We start from the raw sequence: 14,870 nt of genomic DNA on the forward strand, positions 1-14,870 counted from the left end.
GAATAACTATGTCTTAAAGTGTCGGTCGATGCTTCCGATTGACCATGTTGCACGTGGCGCCGGGTGCATTACGGCCTGTCTTTGAAGACTGCCCGACCGCCCGACTCCGTGATTCTCACCGAATCGGCGCTGTCGATGTCATTGATGGCAATAAGGGCTGGTGCCGATACGTCAGCCATGCCGATATGACATTGAGGTTACGCCGTTGGCTTCACTTCAAAATCATATCCGCATTGCTGACGGTCTTTGAAATCATGTCTGAAAACGTAGACCGGTACGGCAACCCAGACATTCTCAGACTTCGTTTAAGAATGTGGCTTGCCGAAGTCCTTGGAAGATTTGTATGAAAATGAAGACTTCTACAGCTCTTGTCGGTCGCAGGTTGGCACTTGCGACTGACTGAGCTGGAATCTGGTGGAAACGTGGGTCACGCAGCGCCGGCCTATGCTCCCGACTGACCATGTTACACGTGGCGCCGGGTGCATTACGGCCTGTCTTTGAAGGCTTCCCGACCGCCAGACTCCGTGATGCTCACCGAGCCGGTGCGGTCGATGTCATGGGTGGTAATGACGGCTGGTACCGACACGTCAGCCATGCCGATATGACATTGAGGTTACGCCGTTGGCTTCACTTCAAAATCATATCCGCATTGCTGACGGTCTTTGAAACCATGTCTGAAAACGGAGACTATGCCAACGCCCAATACTCAAAACCTGCGGCAAAGAGTCTGAACCGTTGCTGTTTTGGAAGATAATATGACGATGCCTATGCAACCAATGGCAAAGAAATCGTGTCTCCGACTACGCTCCGCACGCTTACATTGCCATTGGTTGCTGTCTTGTGAAAACCTTTATCCAGAGGTGACTACGAAAATATTTGGAATCTGTTTTTGAAGACGCTTTGAGCGTCATGGCCGGAGACGTTTTCTGTGCAAAGGTACATCGGTCGGGAGGAACATCAAGTGCCGCTGCGCTTGCGGTCGGAGGGCTTGACGGCAGCCTTCCGCAATTTTTCTGCCAAAAATTGGGTATTCCGTCCGCGCCCTCTGACTGCACACTTGCCTTATCCACCCTATTGGCCGCTGAATCACTTGCACGAAAACGGTTCTCCCGACCGATGAAGCTCAAACGAGCTTCTAACAAAAAGGGAAAAGAATCGAACTCACAAACATAAGGAACTATGATGAAAGGAACAGAACATTTCAAGCAGGTTATCAAGTCATATCTTGATAAGAGAGCGGAGAGCAATGAACTCTTCCGTGCCAAGTACGAAACCACCACTCGCACTATCGAGGACATAGCGACATACATTCTCAATGAGGTCAAGGCATCGGGATGTTGCGGTTTTACCGATGATGAGATTTTTTCAATGGCGGTACACGTCATAGATGAGCCTGACATCGAAATCGGCAAACCCATGACATGCGGTGTAGTGGTCAACCACCACATAGAACTGACCGAGGAGGAAAAGGAAGAGCAGAAAGCCATTGCCCTCAAACGCTTCCAAGATGAAGAACTCCGCAAGTTGCAGTCACGCAACTCCAAGCCCAAGGCGGTAAAACCGCAGGAGAACAAGCAACCCGAATTATCACTCTTTGGCGATGATTTTTAAGCCATGAAAGCACGTACATCATTCGAGAAGCAGGTGGCAGCCTCAAATGTGAGGCTGACCGCCATTGACCCCAAGGTTACAGAGTGGGGAGTGAAAAATCTGTTCAACCATCCGGCTTTCAGAGTGCCGAGCGGTCTTACCACTTGTGGAGACTGCGGTCATAAGTTCCGACATGAGGGAAAGGGCAAGTATGTCGTATGCCCTCACTGCGGACACAGACTGATGATAAAAGACACCCTCAATCGCACTCATAAGGAAAGCACATACTTTGCTGTCCTTGACACTATCGACGGTTTGCAGGTGGAACGTGTGTTTATTCTGACCGTGGAGTTTAAGAAAAGTCAGCCGTTGAACTTTTATAATGTGGAGGTGTGCCGTCTATGGCTCAATGCCAAGGGGCAGACAGCACTGACATCAAAGGCAAGGACAATAGGATATTATCGTGATTGTTTCAACTGGGGTTCGGAGATAGAACTCCGGAATATGTCGGACGTTCATCACATCATAGCCAACACGTGGCACTATCCGAGATACAAGGCAATTCCGGAACTGAGGCGAAACGGCATGAAAGGTGCATTGCCCGACTGCCACCCATTTGAACTGATGAAGGCTCTTCTGACCGACACAAGGATTGAGACACTTATGAAAGCCGGAAACCATAGAGCGGTAAAGTATTTTCTCTCCAACAAGTCTATGCTTGACAAGTGCTGGAACTCACATAAGATTGCCATGCGCAACGGCTATCAGATTAAGGATTACGGATTGTGGTGCGACCTTATCAAACTACTTGACAAGGCAGGAAAGGACACACGCAACGCCAAATATATCTGCCCCGTAAATCTAAAGGTGGCACATGACCTTTGGCTCGACAAGGTAACTTCCGCAGATGAGAAGCGCAGAAAATCCGAGGAACTTGCCAAGGCTAAAAAGGAGGAAAAGAGGTTTTATCAGACCAAATCATGCTTCTTCGGCATTGTCATCAGGGACAAGGACATCGAGGTTTCAGTTCTTGACAGCATAGAGGCTTATCAGAACGAGGGAGAGGCTATGCACCATTGCGTGTTCAAGTGCAATTACTACAGCCGTGAGGACTCACTCATTCTGTCGGCTCATGACAAGGACGGCAACCGCATCGAGACCGTCGAGTTTTCACTTACGGAGAACAAGGTCATTCAGAGCCGTGGGGTTTGCAATACCAATACCGAACTGCATGACCGCATTGTGAAACTTGTTAACGCCAACGCCCACCGCTTCATCAAGGCGAGGGCTTCAGCATAATAGTTCCTTATAAATTCCAAATCCGTCTTCTGCCGTGAGGCAGGGGCGGATTTATTCGGAATAAATAGGTAAACTAAAAATATTATACTATAGTAACTAAGTATCAAAAGAATTTATTAACTTTGTAATACAAAACGAGAAGTATATGAAAACCAAGATAATTACCATCGCCAACCACAAGGGAGGCGTAGGAAAAACAACCTCTACCGCGTCTATCGGTGACGCACTTGCCATCCTTGGGAAGCAGGTTCTGCTGATCGACCTTGACGCACAGCAGAACCTCACGTTCACGCTGACGCAAAACGAAGAGCCGGAGACCAGCGTGTATGACTCTCTTGTAAAGGACGCTCCGCTTCCAATCGTCAATGTCAGGAAGAACCTTGACATTGTTCCGGCGTCCCTTGAACTGGCAAGAGCCGAAATCGACATGGCAACCAAGATTGCGAGGGAAGGTATCCTCAAATCACTGCTTGCAGACCATATCGACAAGTACGATTATATCATCATCGACTGTCCGCCGTCGCTCGGCATCGTCACCACCAATGCGCTTGTGGCTTCCGACAGGCTCTATATACCGCTGACCGCCGAGGCTCTTCCGATGAAAGGTCTCGCCATGCTTGACGATGTGGTGAGCGAAGTCCGCAGACGTGTCAATCCGGCTCTTGAATTAGGTGGAGTATTCTTCACACGTTTCAACAACCGTAATCTCAACAAGGAGGTGGTCAAGATGATTGAAAGCCGGTATGCCGACAAGGTGTTCAAGACCAAAATCCGTGAGAACATCACTCTTGCCGAAATGCCTCTTTCCGGTCAGTCAATCTATGAGTATGACCCCAAGAGCAATGGAGCGGTCGACTACATGGCTCTGACCGAGGAGATAATCGCAAGAGAAGAGAAATAGGTAAACTATATTATCAATAATAAAGACAACAAAACTACTTGCCTACTTATATCATAGTAGGCAAGTGGATTAATCATAAAGAAAGCACCATGGCAAAGAAGAACTTAGCTTCGCTGATGAACGGCATAATGGGCGAGGCGCGACCCACAGAACCAGCAGCTCCGACTATCGAACAGTCCGAGGCAACGGCAGCTGAAGTGACAGAGGAAATGAAAGCCAATCTGGAGGCAAACCGTCGACGGAATGTAGGCCGTCCGCGCAAGGGCGAGTCCAGCTCCAAGACAAACGAAGTCCGGGCTACATTCATTGTTGACCCCGAAATGATCCGCAAGGTCAAGTATATCTCCCTTGTCGAAGGCTCACTCCTGAAAGATGTTATCTCCGAAGCTCTGATCTCCTATATCGAGGCATGGGAATCTGAGAACGGCAAAATCCGACTACCAAAGAAGAAATGATATGGAAAAATTCTTCAAGCAGAGCGTAAAAGAGGCTCTTAACTTCTACGTCTATGCGCTCGTTGATCCGCGAGACAAAAAGATATTCTATGTCGGAAAAGGTTCGGGAGACCGAGTATTCCAACACGCAGAAGATTCTCTTAACGAAAATGATGAGAGTCTTAAACTCTCAACGATAAGAAATATTCACTCAGCCAATATGGAGGTGGAATACTATATTATTCGGCATAATCTTTCGGAGCATGAAGCTTATCTTGTCGAATCGACTATTATTGATTTGTTGACATACGAGGCTTTCAATCGGGAAAATATACTCACAAATTTAGTCAAAGGTCATCATCAGTGGAACGAGGGTATTAAAACTGAAGAAGAAATCAACATACTTTATGACTGTAAGAAGATAGAGCCAATTCCCGGCGATAAACTTCTCTTGGTGAGCCTTAACAAAACATATAAACAATCAAAAGCCAAGGGTATTTATCGTCGTGCTGATGATTACGAGAGCGCAAGAAAATATTGGAAATTGAGTGACGCAAAAGCTCACCAGGTTCAATATGTATTGGGCATATACAGAGGTATTGTACGAATTGTGATTAAGGTCAATACTTGTACTAAAACTTCTATTGGAGAGAACGGAGAGATATATAATCCTCCAAGATACATATTTGAAGGAGACATACAATCAGATTCTCCATATCTTAACAAGGATGTATCGGATTATCCTTTTGGAAGCGGAGGCGAGAAAACATATATTCCGCGTGATATGTCCTATTGGAGTTCCAAGAAAGAGCAATAAGTGAAAAGCGAGCTAGGACTCTAACGAAGTATTGCCAAGGCTCGCTGACCTACGCCGCGATGCGTGGATTATAATTCAATGTCGTTGAACAGATTGCCCTCTATACTCATCACACAGTCGAGTGGAATGAATTGCTTGTCATAGAGTATAATCAGACCATCTATTTCATCTATCTTCTTAATTTTTCCTTCTGCCTGGCAATAGCTTCCACCCTGCTTGAGTGTATCCGGTTGAAAATAGGTTATCCTGATTGTCGCTTCTTTCTCTATCGCATAGACAAGTCGGCGGGATAACTTGTCAAGTTCCTCCGCTGACAGCTCCGGTTTCTCGGAAGTGAGTCTGGCGGTTTCGGCTATGGCAGCATCATGTCCGGTCAAGGCTGCAAACGGTGCGAACTGGGCCGCACGGTTCTCCATAGACATGGGTGTCCGTGTTTTGCTCACATGGTGCGGAAGATTGATTATATCGTCATACCTACTCATGGTGTCCTCCTATCTGTTGGTTACGGTCGCGCTGCGTGGCTCCATCGGCATAGTTAAGCCCTTTGAGAATGGCATTCTTTCCAAACATCTTCTTGATTTTCAGGACTGCCTCCTGCCTGCGCCGCTCCTTGGCAAGTTCAGCTTCCTCCGCTTCCTGCTGTCGCTTCAACTCCTCATAATCCGTGAACAGATCGAGCTGCATGGCTTGTGGCCTTGATTTCACATCTTCCTCATGAATCAGGCGATTGATTGATAGTGTCAGGCGTCGCACAAGCAGGTCTGGATTGATTATCCTGTCGTATAACTCAGCGACTTTCTCAGTCAGTATCTTTCCGGATGATGTCGGGTGCTCGATGTTAATTGTGCCGTGGGCATGTACCGGAACCTGTCTGCCGTAATGGTCGGTCGTGATCTTGCCGTTATACTTTGCCCTAATCTCCAGTCTTGTCAATGATTCTATATCGTAGCCAACGGTCAGAACGAGCTGGTCAGTTACAAGACGTTTGTCAATAAGGTCGAGCGATACACTGTCAGCCATTTCGAGAACCACATTTCTCGCCTGTGCAGAAGTATATGCACAGGTCAACACCTGCCCGCTGCTGATACTCTTCGCTTCCGGACGATATGATTTCACATAGTCCATTGTGACCGGTTCCCAGCCCCAGGCATGGTCAATCAGAAGCTCTGCGTTCACTCCGAACAGTTTATACAGAAAATCCTCATGCTCGATTGAGCAACGGGCAATGTCGCCCATCGTCAGTATTCCGTATGGTGTGAGACGGTTGGCAATACCGCGTCCTACGCGCCAGAAATCCGTGAGCGGTGTATGCTCCCACAGCTGACGGCGATATGACATCTCATCAAGTTCTGCAATACGGACACCGTCTTTGTCAGGCGGCATCTTCTTGGCGACAATATCCATGGCAATCTTGCAGAGATACATATTCGTTCCGATACCTGCTGTTGCCGTTACACCGGTTTCAGCCAGCACCTCTCGAATCATCTTTATCGCCAGCTCGTGAGCGGTCATACCGTAAGTTTTGAGGTATGCCGTCACGTCCATTATCACCTCGTCAATGGAATAGACATGAATATCCTCCGGTGCGATATATCGGAGATAGACATTATATATCCGGGTACTATACTCAATGTAGTGAGCCATTCTCGGCGGGGCCACAAGATAATCTACTGCAATCTCCGGGTGTGAATACAATACTGCTTTAGAGTATGACTTTCCCTGCCGCCCACGTCGATAGTTTGCCTCCTTCACTTTCTGGACTACTTCAAAAAGGCGCGGACGGCCGCCTGTGCCATATTCTTTTAATGCTGGTGATACCGCAAGGCATATCGTCTTCTCTGTACGTGACGCATCTGCCACAACAAGACAGGTATCGAGCGGATCAAGTCCCCGCTCGACACACTCCACTGAGGCATAAAAGCTCTTCAGGTCAATAGCTATATACTGCCGTGGCTGCACGAATTACTTGTTATATTTTTCAATCTCCGCAACTGTCGAGACCGAGCTGTATTGTTTCGTACTCTTCATTGGTGGCAGAACACTCGGGACGGGGCGGGATGCGCTTGATGAATTTCGCAGGATTTCCGGCCACGATTGTATCAGCTTCCACATCCTTGGTTACAACACTGGCAGCTCCGACTACGGCATTGTCGCCGATGGTGACGCCGGGGAGGATTGTGGCGCCGGCTCCAATCCATGCGTTTTTCCCGATGTGAACGGGCTTGCAGGTTATAACCTGACGTTCATAGAGGTCATGATTGTTGGATATGAGCTGCACGTTGGCGGCTATTTGCGCCCCGTCGTCGATTGTTATGCCTCCGGCTGACATCATCAGGCATCCGGGCATTACCACAACGTTTCTGCCAATCTTGACCATGTAGGGTCTGACGGCTGTAAGTGGAGCTATGACTCTGCTGCCTTCTCCCATCGAGGGGAAAATACGGTGCATCAACTCATCATATTCGGTTGTCCCCGGCATGGTGTGATTGAAACTGAATATGAGTTGTGCATGTTCGTTGGCAAGAGCCAATTCTTCAGGAGTCTGCTTTGTTACGTCTATTCTGATTTCTTCCATGTTATTATACGTTCTTTCCCATTTCGTAAGCCTGCCGCATATAGGGAGTATCCAGGATTTCTCCTTTCTGATATACCCCCTTGCCGAATATAACACCCATTTCCTTTGACCCGGGGATGCAGTCGGCCATGCCTCGCATACAGGCAAGTGCAGTGTCCATTGTGTGTTCCTCATCTTCTGCTGCGGTCATTATGTAATAAAGTTCCTTGTCGCGGATCACTTCATACTTCGCCACCATGCGGTCGAACACCGCCTTCAGTTGTGCCGATACGGAATACATGTAGACAGGCGATGCGAAAACGAGAACGTCCGCATCAAGAATCTTCGGCATAAGCGCGTTCATGTCATCTTTCTTGCAGCAGACGCCGTCGTGCGAACTGCAATAGTAGCACGCAGAACAGTAGCCTATGTTGTGGGCAGATATGAAATACTTCTCTACTTCGTGGCCGGCTTCGGATGCTCCTTTGAGGAACTGGTCGCAGAGTGTGTCGGAGTTGCCTCCATGTCGGGGACTGCCCGACAGAATCAATACTTTTTTTGCCATAATTCAGTCTCTATGTTTCTTTGAATATTTCTCTTTGATTATTTCGTAGGCTTGGCGGACGCAGGAATATATCTCACTGTCGGGCATGTCCTCATTGAGATTCACCCTCAGCCAGAACTTCATCGCCTTGTTGACCGGTGTTGTCACTGCCGAATAATGCTCTGTAATCTTAGCGATCTCTTCATCGGTGGAACGGAACGACACCGATGTAAAGTCTTCCATGTCCACCATACAGAACATATGGTCAAGAACATAGAATACCAGCAGCGAGTCGTAGCGGCGCGCAAACTTCCCGAAGGGTGTTTTCTCCGTCACTCCGTCCATCGACAGGCAATAATCGCGAAATTGCTCGATGTTCACTGTCAGAGGAATAGTTCTGGCTCGCGGCGTTTTGAGTTCTGTGCGTAGAAAATTTTTCCGGCTGTGGCATACATGATACCCTTGAACTTACGGGCATGACTGCTGCATACTGCAATACAACGGCAGCAAGTGATACACTTTTCCTTGTCTGTTGCCAATGTCACAGGGTCGATGGCCCCGGTCGGACACTCGCGGGCACATACTCCACAGGTGCGGCAGACGCTTTCATCTGTCTGCGGTCGCAGCGGCACCGCACCGGGCTTCTTATAAGGACGATTCCCCTTGATTGTCGAGATATCCAGCTTGCCGGATTCCTTGGCTCTTTTGATAAAATCAGTGGCAACCGCCATGTCCGAAGCATCCGGTCTGCCATTGGCTACCTTCGGAAATATGCAATGCTGGGCGATGAACGCTCCGGCGGCCACTACCTCAAAACCGTCCTCCACGGCAATGTCAGCCAATTCGAGCAAGGCATAATCATAGTCGCGGTTGCCGTAAATGACGGCAACAATCGCCTTCATTCCATGTCCGTCAATCTGTCGGAACAGGTCTGCTGCCATAGGCGGGATGCGCCCTGCATATACCGGGGAAATCAGTAGTGCGGTATCTCCGTCGATAAGGTCACACTCCACTTCGCATGGCCCGTGAGTCAGGTCAATCAGTTGTGAGTCTCCGCCAAAGGCTTCTGTCATAGCCTTGGCGTATCTGCGTGTCGTGTCCGATGGACTAAAAAAAAATGTATGAAGCATATTGGTTAATTTCCTATTCTATTGTTTATAGCTTTGACCATTTCAGGAGCATCCTTGCAGCCGAGCATATATTTCTTTCCGTTTTTAAGCGTGACGAGGAAGCAGTCTGAGGCCTTGCCGTAATAGGCGAAATACTTTCCGAGGTCTTTCTCCGAGAACCAGCCATACCATCCGAACCATCCGCCGCTGCCACAGATTCGGATTGTGCCCATAGTCGGAGCGCACATTCTTACATCCGTGATTTCTGGCAACGGGATGGATTTGATTTTAAGCGGTCGGTTGATGTTCAGACTTTCCTTGTCCACCGAGATTGACAGTGGCATATAGCAAAGAGTGAAAAGGAACAGCACTACGATTGCAGCCCCCAATATCCATACGGCCAAACCATTGTCAGGACGTTTCAGGGCATATACAAATACACCACACATCAATGCAGTCGAAAGTGCTGAGATTATCCAGCAGTAAGAGCTGAGTTCCACTCGCTTTTTGATTGTCATGTGTCTCATGTTCAGTCAATTTTTCTTCCAAAATAGTAAGTATTCCACGTGTCCTTGGCGTAGCCGTCATGGAGTACATTGAAATTGTCAGGGGAAGCCCCTTCAATCTTTATCGAGTCGAAATACACGTTCCATCTATCCTTGGCGTAGCCGTCACGAAGCACCTTGAAACTGTCAGGGGAGGCTCCGTTGATTTTCTTTCCGTCAAAATATACATTCCATGTGTCTTTGGCATACCAATCGGATAGGATGTTAAAGCTATCGGAAGAAGCACCCTCGATCTTGCCACCGTCATAATAGACGTTCCATGTGTCTTTAGCGTAGCCAAAGCCCAATACCTTGAATGAGTTGCTTGAAGCCCCGTCAATTTTTGCGCCACAATAATAGACATTCCATGTGTCTTTGGCATAACCGTCGCGCAGTATGGAGAAACTCGAAGCCGAAGCTCCTTCAATCTCTCTGCCGTCAAAATAGACCTTGTTTTCACTGACGAAGTATGGCGAACGATGATGTCTACCACGATGCTCATAACCGGGCCTGCTTCCATGGCGTCTGTCGCACCGCTGCTGAGACGATGCGAATGAAGCCGACAGACCTATGACCATAGCTAATATAAAGAGTATCTTTTTCATTTTCTTTGAAATGTATAAGTTGTTCCGTTGGGGAGATATTCCCAAGTGGATTGAGTGAATGTAAGTATGGCGCGGTTGCCTTCAACGACTATTTCGCCGTAGATCGGATTTCCAGCGGCATCAGTGGCGGAAAATGTCAGGCCGTTATCAGATAGCACTCCTTCGCCGTCATCCATACTCGTAAGGCGGTTCAGTCCGATTTCCACCTTAATTCGGCCATTATATTTCTTACTGATTGTCAGCGTTGAGCCGTCGTTTCTGTCCTCGTATTCGCCAATAACTGTTTCCAGCATCATAAGCGACTGGAAAACTATTTCCGATATATCTGCAATTATATTCTCCGTCTCTGCCATGTCATAGCCGGAATCGGCGACAAACACTGCGATTGCATAACCTTGTTTGTTGGGAAGAAACACATATCCGGCATCGTTTACCCCGGTTATACGGCCTTGGCTGTTCATGCCGCCTGTGCCGGTCTTGTGGCCTACCATGGCATTGGTGGGCATGAGTGGAAGTGGAAGACGGTTATTCCCGGTATTGCAAGACATCATCATTGCTCCGAGAGCTTCGAGTATGCGTGAGTCATGGCGCATCTCCCGGCGGTAGAACTGGTCAAACAGCGAAGCCATCTGCAAAGGTGTGGCGCGGTTGGCATAACAGAGATATGGGTCACGGTACATCTCGTCCTCAGTGTTGAGAATGTGGATTTCATCATAACCTAAACACTTCATCAGACTGTCGGCGACCTGCGGTCCGCCGATAAGCCGGAACAACACATCGCAGGCATTGTTGTCGCTCTGCTGAACCGAATAAGCCAGTATCTCCGAGAGCGGAAGAGATATGTCTTTCCGGCCATATTTGTCGCGCATCGGACTCCAGGTATCGGGATTCAGGTCATCGGCTGAAATCCTGATTGTATCATTCAATGAAATATTATGTTTGTGGCAGTAGTCAGCCACTGCGAGTGCCTGGGGAAATTTGTAGACACTGAGCATAGGAAAATCACGCTTGCCGTTGACTGATACGGTGTCTTTGCCATTGATGATTACTGCCACACCAATCCGGGCGTCTTTGTCATGGACATAGGTTTTCAGAGATACTTCCATCTCAGGATAAAGGCTCTCCTGCCTGAACACATATTCATCATGGCCGGGAACATATGGGTCGAGCAAAACAGTCATCGATGAATCCTCTGCCGCGACCGGGATCGTCTTCCCAATGGTCCCGACAAATGAAAAATGCAGTGAGTCGCCGGGCTGCGCTTCTATCACAAAATTGCCCGAGTCATCGGTCATGAATGCATTCCCGTCCGAAGCCCGGTTTATAACGCCGCCCCACAAAGGAGAGCCGTCGGGACTGTAGAGCAACCTTCCACTGATTTTGACTCTATCATCGACATGACGAACGGATTGCGACTTGCAACCCATTGCAATCATAATCAATGATAAAAATATGGTTGAACATAAGAATTTATTCATAAGCAGTTGTTATTTAGCCGCTCCTTCAGCTTGGTGTTGCGTTTGGAGACGGTCTGGTTGTGAATGGCATATGCGAGGGCTTTGGTGGTGCCGACGAGCACGCAGATTTTCTTGGCGCGGGTTATGCCGGTGTAGATGAGATTGCGCTGGAGCATGACGAAGTGTTTCATCGTCACGGGTATCACCACCACCGGAAATTCCGAGCCTTGGCTCTTGTGGATGGTCACGGCGTAGGCCAGCGTCAGTTCATCGAGTTCCGACACGTCGTATTCAACGAGCCGCCCGTCATATATAACGGTCAAGGTGCGCTCCGTGGTATCCACGGCGTTGACATATCCGATGTCGCCGTTGAACACGTTCTTGTCATAGTTGTTGCGGATCTGCATCACCTTGTCGCCACGCCGGAATGTGTAGCCGCCGCGTGTCAGCGACTCCCCGGAGGGGTTGAGGGCGTTCTGAAGCTCCGTGTTCAGGTTGCCGGCCCCTACATTGCCGCGCTGCATCGGGGTCAATACCTGTATCTCCTTGGGATTGTAGCTGTAGGCGCGTGACAGTCGGTCGCGTACAAGACTGACTATGAGCTGAGGTATCGCCTCGGCATCCTCGGCTTTGATAAAGAAAAAATCTGTGTCCTTGCCGTTGCTGATGTTGGGGAAACGCCCGGCGTTGATGGCATGGGCGTTCATCACTATGCGGCTCGTCTGCGCCTGACGGAAGATGCGTGTGAGACGCACCACCGGGATACGTTGCGAGTCGATGATGTCGCGGAGCACGTTCCCGGCCCCGACACTCGGCAACTGGTCGATGTCGCCAACGAGTATCAGACACATATTCGCCGGAATCGCCTTCATCAGATTGTAGAAGAGCATGATGTCAATCATCGAGCATTCATCCACAATCAGCGCATCACCTTCCAACGGATTCTCGTCGTTGCGCTTGTAGCCGTCCATCGGATTGTATTCCAGCAGACGGTGGATTGTCTTCGCCTCCATTCCTGTCGCTTCGGTCATGCGCTTGGCGGCGCGACCGGTGGGAGCTGCCAGAAGTATCTGCATCCCCCGTGATTTGAAAGCGGCGATTATGCCTTGCGTTGTGGTGGTCTTACCTGTTCCGGGACCTCCGGTCAGCACCATGACCTTTGATTCCAACGCCTGTTTTATTGCTGCTTGCTGAACCTCGTCATAGACAATCCCATTGTTAGACTGATTGCCGTATGGCACGGCTTCCTCGGCAGCCATATCGGAGAAAAGTGACTCCGAGAGAAGAGACGTGAGTCGTTTTGCCGAACCGTTCTCTGCATGATAGAACGGCGGCAGGTACAGTACATCATTGTCGGCGATAAGGTCTTTCGCCTCAATCATGTCGGCGATGGCTTTCCGTATCGGCTCCTCGTCGGCTTGGAGCAGTTCCTTGGCGGCGGTGACAAGTTGCTCCGGCTCCGCATAGACGTGTCCCTCCTCCGCAAGCCGGTTGAGCGTGTAGATAATACCGCTCCGGCATCGGCGAGGGTCGTTGTTCTCATATCCCATCTTCGATGCTATACCGTCTGCGGTTTTGAAACCGATTCCCCAGATGTCATCGGCAAGTTTGTAAGGATTCTCCTTGACTGTCTTGATTGCGTCCTTCTGATACTGTCGATATATCTTGGCGGCATATGCTGTGCTGACACCATAGCCCTGAAGGAACACCATCACCTCCTTGATGTCTTTCTGCTTCTCCCAGCTTTCGCGTATCTTCTCCATACGTTTCCTGCCGAGGCGAGGCACCTCAAGCAGACGCTCGATGTCGTTCTCGATAACTTCGAGGATCTCCAGTCCGAAGCGCGACACGATGGCGCGGGCGTATGCCGGACCGATACCCTTGATCAGTCCGCTTCCGAGATACTTCTCGATACCGTAGATGGTAGCCGGCATGACCTCCTCCCAAGACTCCACAACATACTGCTGTCCGTAGCGAGCATCCACCTTCCACTGCCCTTCGCAGAGCAACACGCTCCCGACGGGTACATCCAACAGTGAGCCTGTCAAAGTCACGAGATCCTTATAATCCTTGACCTTGACCTTCATCACCGACCATCCGTTCTCCGGATTCTGGTAGGTGATATGCTCAACCACTCCGCGCAGCTTCGTCATCAAATCTCCTTATCGTTCAGTTCTTCGGACTTACTCTGAAACCAGCGATAGCATTGCCAAATACCAAACGCCATGAACATTGCCCATGTCACGACTTTCCACCTGTTGAATGAGCAGCCGTTGAGGAAATATATGACCGCAGTCATAATTACCCCATACGCCAGCAACATTCCAATTCCTTTCCAAATAATTCTGCTCTTGTCGATCATAGCATTTTAACTATGTGATAATGTTTTAAGATATTGAGTTTTCCCATATCGGAATCAAGTTATTGGAGAATTTGTGTTTCTTCTTAAACACAATTCCCAGTAAGTAACGAGCTCTAGTTATTCCAACATATAACTTGTTTCGTGTTATCTCAGCCAACGTCGTATTACGGCTGTTGAATAGGAATTTAGATTGTTCGTCTGTTGGATAAAGAAGTATTACATCAGATTCAGTTCCCTTTGAATCTCCCATAGTCATACATTTCCCTATGACTATTGATTTTTCTGCCCGATTGAATACAAGATTCATCGGCTTGAATTTATCTGTAAAAAGTTCAATATCATCTTCCGCTACCGCAAATACGCCTTTTAAGCCGACATACTTATCACGTCGCTCCATACATTCAAGACAAGTGCAAGTTTCGGTTGAAGGTAAGTCTTGAAATAACGAAGATGCTAATTCACATATTGATTCGATGCATCTATGTGATCTAGACAAGGAGCGACTATCTATATCTACGTATTTCTTAGAAACTGTTTAAATTTGATTCAATAAAATTTTTATGGCAGCCAAATCAATCATTTCTTCAGCGACCTCTGTTGATTCTTCATAATTGCGTGAAAGGCGACGGAACCAATCAAGCCATGAGAAAGTT

17 protein-coding genes are annotated in these 14,870 nt (G+C 48.5%); 5 read left to right on the top strand and 12 right to left on the bottom strand.

The window, feature by feature from the left end:
* Positions 1-1,182: 1,182 nt before the first annotated feature.
* The 5 genes from C5O24_RS05260 (at position 1,183) to C5O24_RS05280 (ending at position 5,041) form a co-directional block, all read left to right on the top strand.
* Positions 1,183-1,611 carry a PcfK-like family protein gene (locus C5O24_RS05260; protein WP_107036391.1) on the top strand — a complete coding sequence of 143 codons (429 nt, stop codon included), beginning with the start codon at positions 1,183-1,185 and terminating at the stop codon, positions 1,609-1,611.
* Between the two features lie 3 nt (positions 1,612-1,614).
* Positions 1,615-2,889 carry a PcfJ domain-containing protein gene (locus C5O24_RS05265; RefSeq protein ID WP_107036353.1) on the top strand — a complete coding sequence of 425 codons (1,275 nt, stop codon included), beginning with the start codon at positions 1,615-1,617 and terminating at the stop codon, positions 2,887-2,889.
* Between the two features lie 145 nt (positions 2,890-3,034).
* The gene (locus tag C5O24_RS05270) at positions 3,035-3,790 is read left to right on the top strand and encodes a ParA family protein (protein WP_107036354.1); all 756 of its coding nucleotides are present in this window, start codon (positions 3,035-3,037) and stop codon (positions 3,788-3,790) included.
* Between the two features lie 89 nt (positions 3,791-3,879).
* A complete protein-coding gene (locus tag C5O24_RS05275) occupies positions 3,880-4,245 on the top strand; it encodes a hypothetical protein (RefSeq protein WP_107036355.1) in 366 nt (121 codons plus the stop codon).
* Between the two features lies 1 nt (position 4,246).
* The gene (locus tag C5O24_RS05280) at positions 4,247-5,041 is read left to right on the top strand and encodes a GIY-YIG nuclease family protein (protein ID WP_107036356.1); all 795 of its coding nucleotides are present in this window, start codon (positions 4,247-4,249) and stop codon (positions 5,039-5,041) included.
* A 68-nt stretch (positions 5,042-5,109) separates the two neighbouring features.
* Here C5O24_RS05280 and C5O24_RS05285 read toward each other — a convergent pair whose 3' ends face one another.
* The 12 genes from C5O24_RS05285 to C5O24_RS05340 form a co-directional block, all read right to left on the bottom strand.
* Positions 5,110-5,523 carry a YolD-like family protein gene (locus C5O24_RS05285; RefSeq protein WP_107036357.1) on the bottom strand — a complete coding sequence of 138 codons (414 nt, stop codon included), beginning with the start codon at positions 5,521-5,523 and terminating at the stop codon, positions 5,110-5,112.
* Positions 5,516-7,000, bottom strand: coding sequence for a Y-family DNA polymerase (locus C5O24_RS05290; protein WP_107036358.1), 1,485 nt, complete (start codon positions 6,998-7,000; stop codon positions 5,516-5,518). The genes C5O24_RS05285 and C5O24_RS05290 overlap by 8 nt, the downstream gene beginning before the upstream one ends.
* Before the next feature lie 19 nt (positions 7,001-7,019).
* Complete coding sequence (locus C5O24_RS05295; RefSeq protein WP_107036359.1) at positions 7,020-7,616, bottom strand: acyltransferase; 597 nt, start codon at positions 7,614-7,616, stop codon at positions 7,020-7,022.
* 4 nt (positions 7,617-7,620) lie between these two features.
* Entirely contained in the window at positions 7,621-8,160 is a 540-nt protein-coding gene (locus C5O24_RS05300) for a flavodoxin family protein (protein WP_107036360.1), read from the bottom strand.
* Positions 8,161-8,163: 3 nt separating this feature from the next.
* Positions 8,164-8,520: an MmcQ/YjbR family DNA-binding protein gene (locus C5O24_RS05305; protein ID WP_107036361.1), complete on the bottom strand. Its 357-nt coding sequence runs from the start codon at positions 8,518-8,520 to the stop codon at positions 8,164-8,166.
* 2 nt (positions 8,521-8,522) lie between these two features.
* On the bottom strand, positions 8,523-9,269 hold the full coding sequence (locus C5O24_RS05310; protein ID WP_107036362.1) for a 4Fe-4S binding protein: 747 nt from the start codon (positions 9,267-9,269) through the stop codon (positions 8,523-8,525).
* Between the two features lie 5 nt (positions 9,270-9,274).
* Positions 9,275-9,766, bottom strand: a complete 492-nt coding sequence (locus tag C5O24_RS05315) for a PH domain-containing protein (RefSeq protein ID WP_161553811.1) — start codon at positions 9,764-9,766, stop codon at positions 9,275-9,277.
* Between the two features lie 11 nt (positions 9,767-9,777).
* Positions 9,778-10,398 (bottom strand): DKNYY domain-containing protein, encoded by a 621-nt coding sequence (locus tag C5O24_RS05320; protein WP_107036364.1) that lies wholly within the window; start codon positions 10,396-10,398, stop codon positions 9,778-9,780.
* Positions 10,395-11,693: a class A beta-lactamase gene (gene bla / locus C5O24_RS05325; RefSeq protein ID WP_161953421.1), complete on the bottom strand. Its 1,299-nt coding sequence runs from the start codon at positions 11,691-11,693 to the stop codon at positions 10,395-10,397. The genes C5O24_RS05320 and bla overlap by 4 nt, the downstream gene beginning before the upstream one ends.
* Positions 11,694-11,872: 179 nt before the next feature.
* A complete protein-coding gene (gene recD2, locus C5O24_RS05330) occupies positions 11,873-14,008 on the bottom strand; it encodes an SF1B family DNA helicase RecD2 (protein ID WP_107681546.1) in 2,136 nt (711 codons plus the stop codon).
* Positions 14,008-14,217: a hypothetical protein gene (locus C5O24_RS05335; RefSeq protein WP_107036367.1), complete on the bottom strand. Its 210-nt coding sequence runs from the start codon at positions 14,215-14,217 to the stop codon at positions 14,008-14,010. The genes recD2 and C5O24_RS05335 overlap by 1 nt, the downstream gene beginning before the upstream one ends.
* Before the next feature lie 25 nt (positions 14,218-14,242).
* A complete protein-coding gene (locus tag C5O24_RS05340; RefSeq protein WP_107681547.1) occupies positions 14,243-14,614 on the bottom strand; it encodes a hypothetical protein in 372 nt (123 codons plus the stop codon).
* Positions 14,615-14,870 lie beyond the last annotated feature (256 nt).

The sequence above is a fragment of the Paramuribaculum intestinale genome, assembly GCF_003024925.1.
Classification (GTDB): domain Bacteria; phylum Bacteroidota; class Bacteroidia; order Bacteroidales; family Muribaculaceae; genus Paramuribaculum; species Paramuribaculum intestinale.

What these genes read in the sequence shown, in the direction of transcription:
- recD2 (WP_107681546.1), bottom strand. Translation starts at nt 14,008, where the DNA reads ATGACGAAGCTGCGCGGAGTGGTTGAGCATATCACCTACCAGAATCCG.
- C5O24_RS05315 (WP_161553811.1), bottom strand. Translation starts at nt 9,766, where the DNA reads ATGACAATCAAAAAGCGAGTGGAACTCAGCTCTTACTGCTGGATAATC.
- C5O24_RS05285 (WP_107036357.1), bottom strand. Translation starts at nt 5,523, where the DNA reads ATGAGTAGGTATGACGATATAATCAATCTTCCGCACCATGTGAGCAAA.
- C5O24_RS05310 (WP_107036362.1), bottom strand. Translation starts at nt 9,269, where the DNA reads ATGCTTCATACATTTTTTTTTAGTCCATCGGACACGACACGCAGATAC.
- C5O24_RS05300 (WP_107036360.1), bottom strand. Translation starts at nt 8,160, where the DNA reads ATGGCAAAAAAAGTATTGATTCTGTCGGGCAGTCCCCGACATGGAGGC.
- C5O24_RS05265 (WP_107036353.1), top strand. Translation starts at nt 1,615, where the DNA reads ATGAAAGCACGTACATCATTCGAGAAGCAGGTGGCAGCCTCAAATGTG.
- C5O24_RS05275 (WP_107036355.1), top strand. Translation starts at nt 3,880, where the DNA reads ATGGCAAAGAAGAACTTAGCTTCGCTGATGAACGGCATAATGGGCGAG.
- C5O24_RS05340 (WP_107681547.1), bottom strand. Translation starts at nt 14,614, where the DNA reads ATGGAGCGACGTGATAAGTATGTCGGCTTAAAAGGCGTATTTGCGGTA.
- C5O24_RS05335 (WP_107036367.1), bottom strand. Translation starts at nt 14,217, where the DNA reads ATGATCGACAAGAGCAGAATTATTTGGAAAGGAATTGGAATGTTGCTG.
- C5O24_RS05295 (WP_107036359.1), bottom strand. Translation starts at nt 7,616, where the DNA reads ATGGAAGAAATCAGAATAGACGTAACAAAGCAGACTCCTGAAGAATTG.
- bla (WP_161953421.1), bottom strand. Translation starts at nt 11,693, where the DNA reads ATGACCGATGACTCGGGCAATTTTGTGATAGAAGCGCAGCCCGGCGAC.
- C5O24_RS05320 (WP_107036364.1), bottom strand. Translation starts at nt 10,398, where the DNA reads ATGAAAAAGATACTCTTTATATTAGCTATGGTCATAGGTCTGTCGGCT.
- C5O24_RS05270 (WP_107036354.1), top strand. Translation starts at nt 3,035, where the DNA reads ATGAAAACCAAGATAATTACCATCGCCAACCACAAGGGAGGCGTAGGA.
- C5O24_RS05260 (WP_107036391.1), top strand. Translation starts at nt 1,183, where the DNA reads ATGAAAGGAACAGAACATTTCAAGCAGGTTATCAAGTCATATCTTGAT.
- C5O24_RS05280 (WP_107036356.1), top strand. Translation starts at nt 4,247, where the DNA reads ATGGAAAAATTCTTCAAGCAGAGCGTAAAAGAGGCTCTTAACTTCTAC.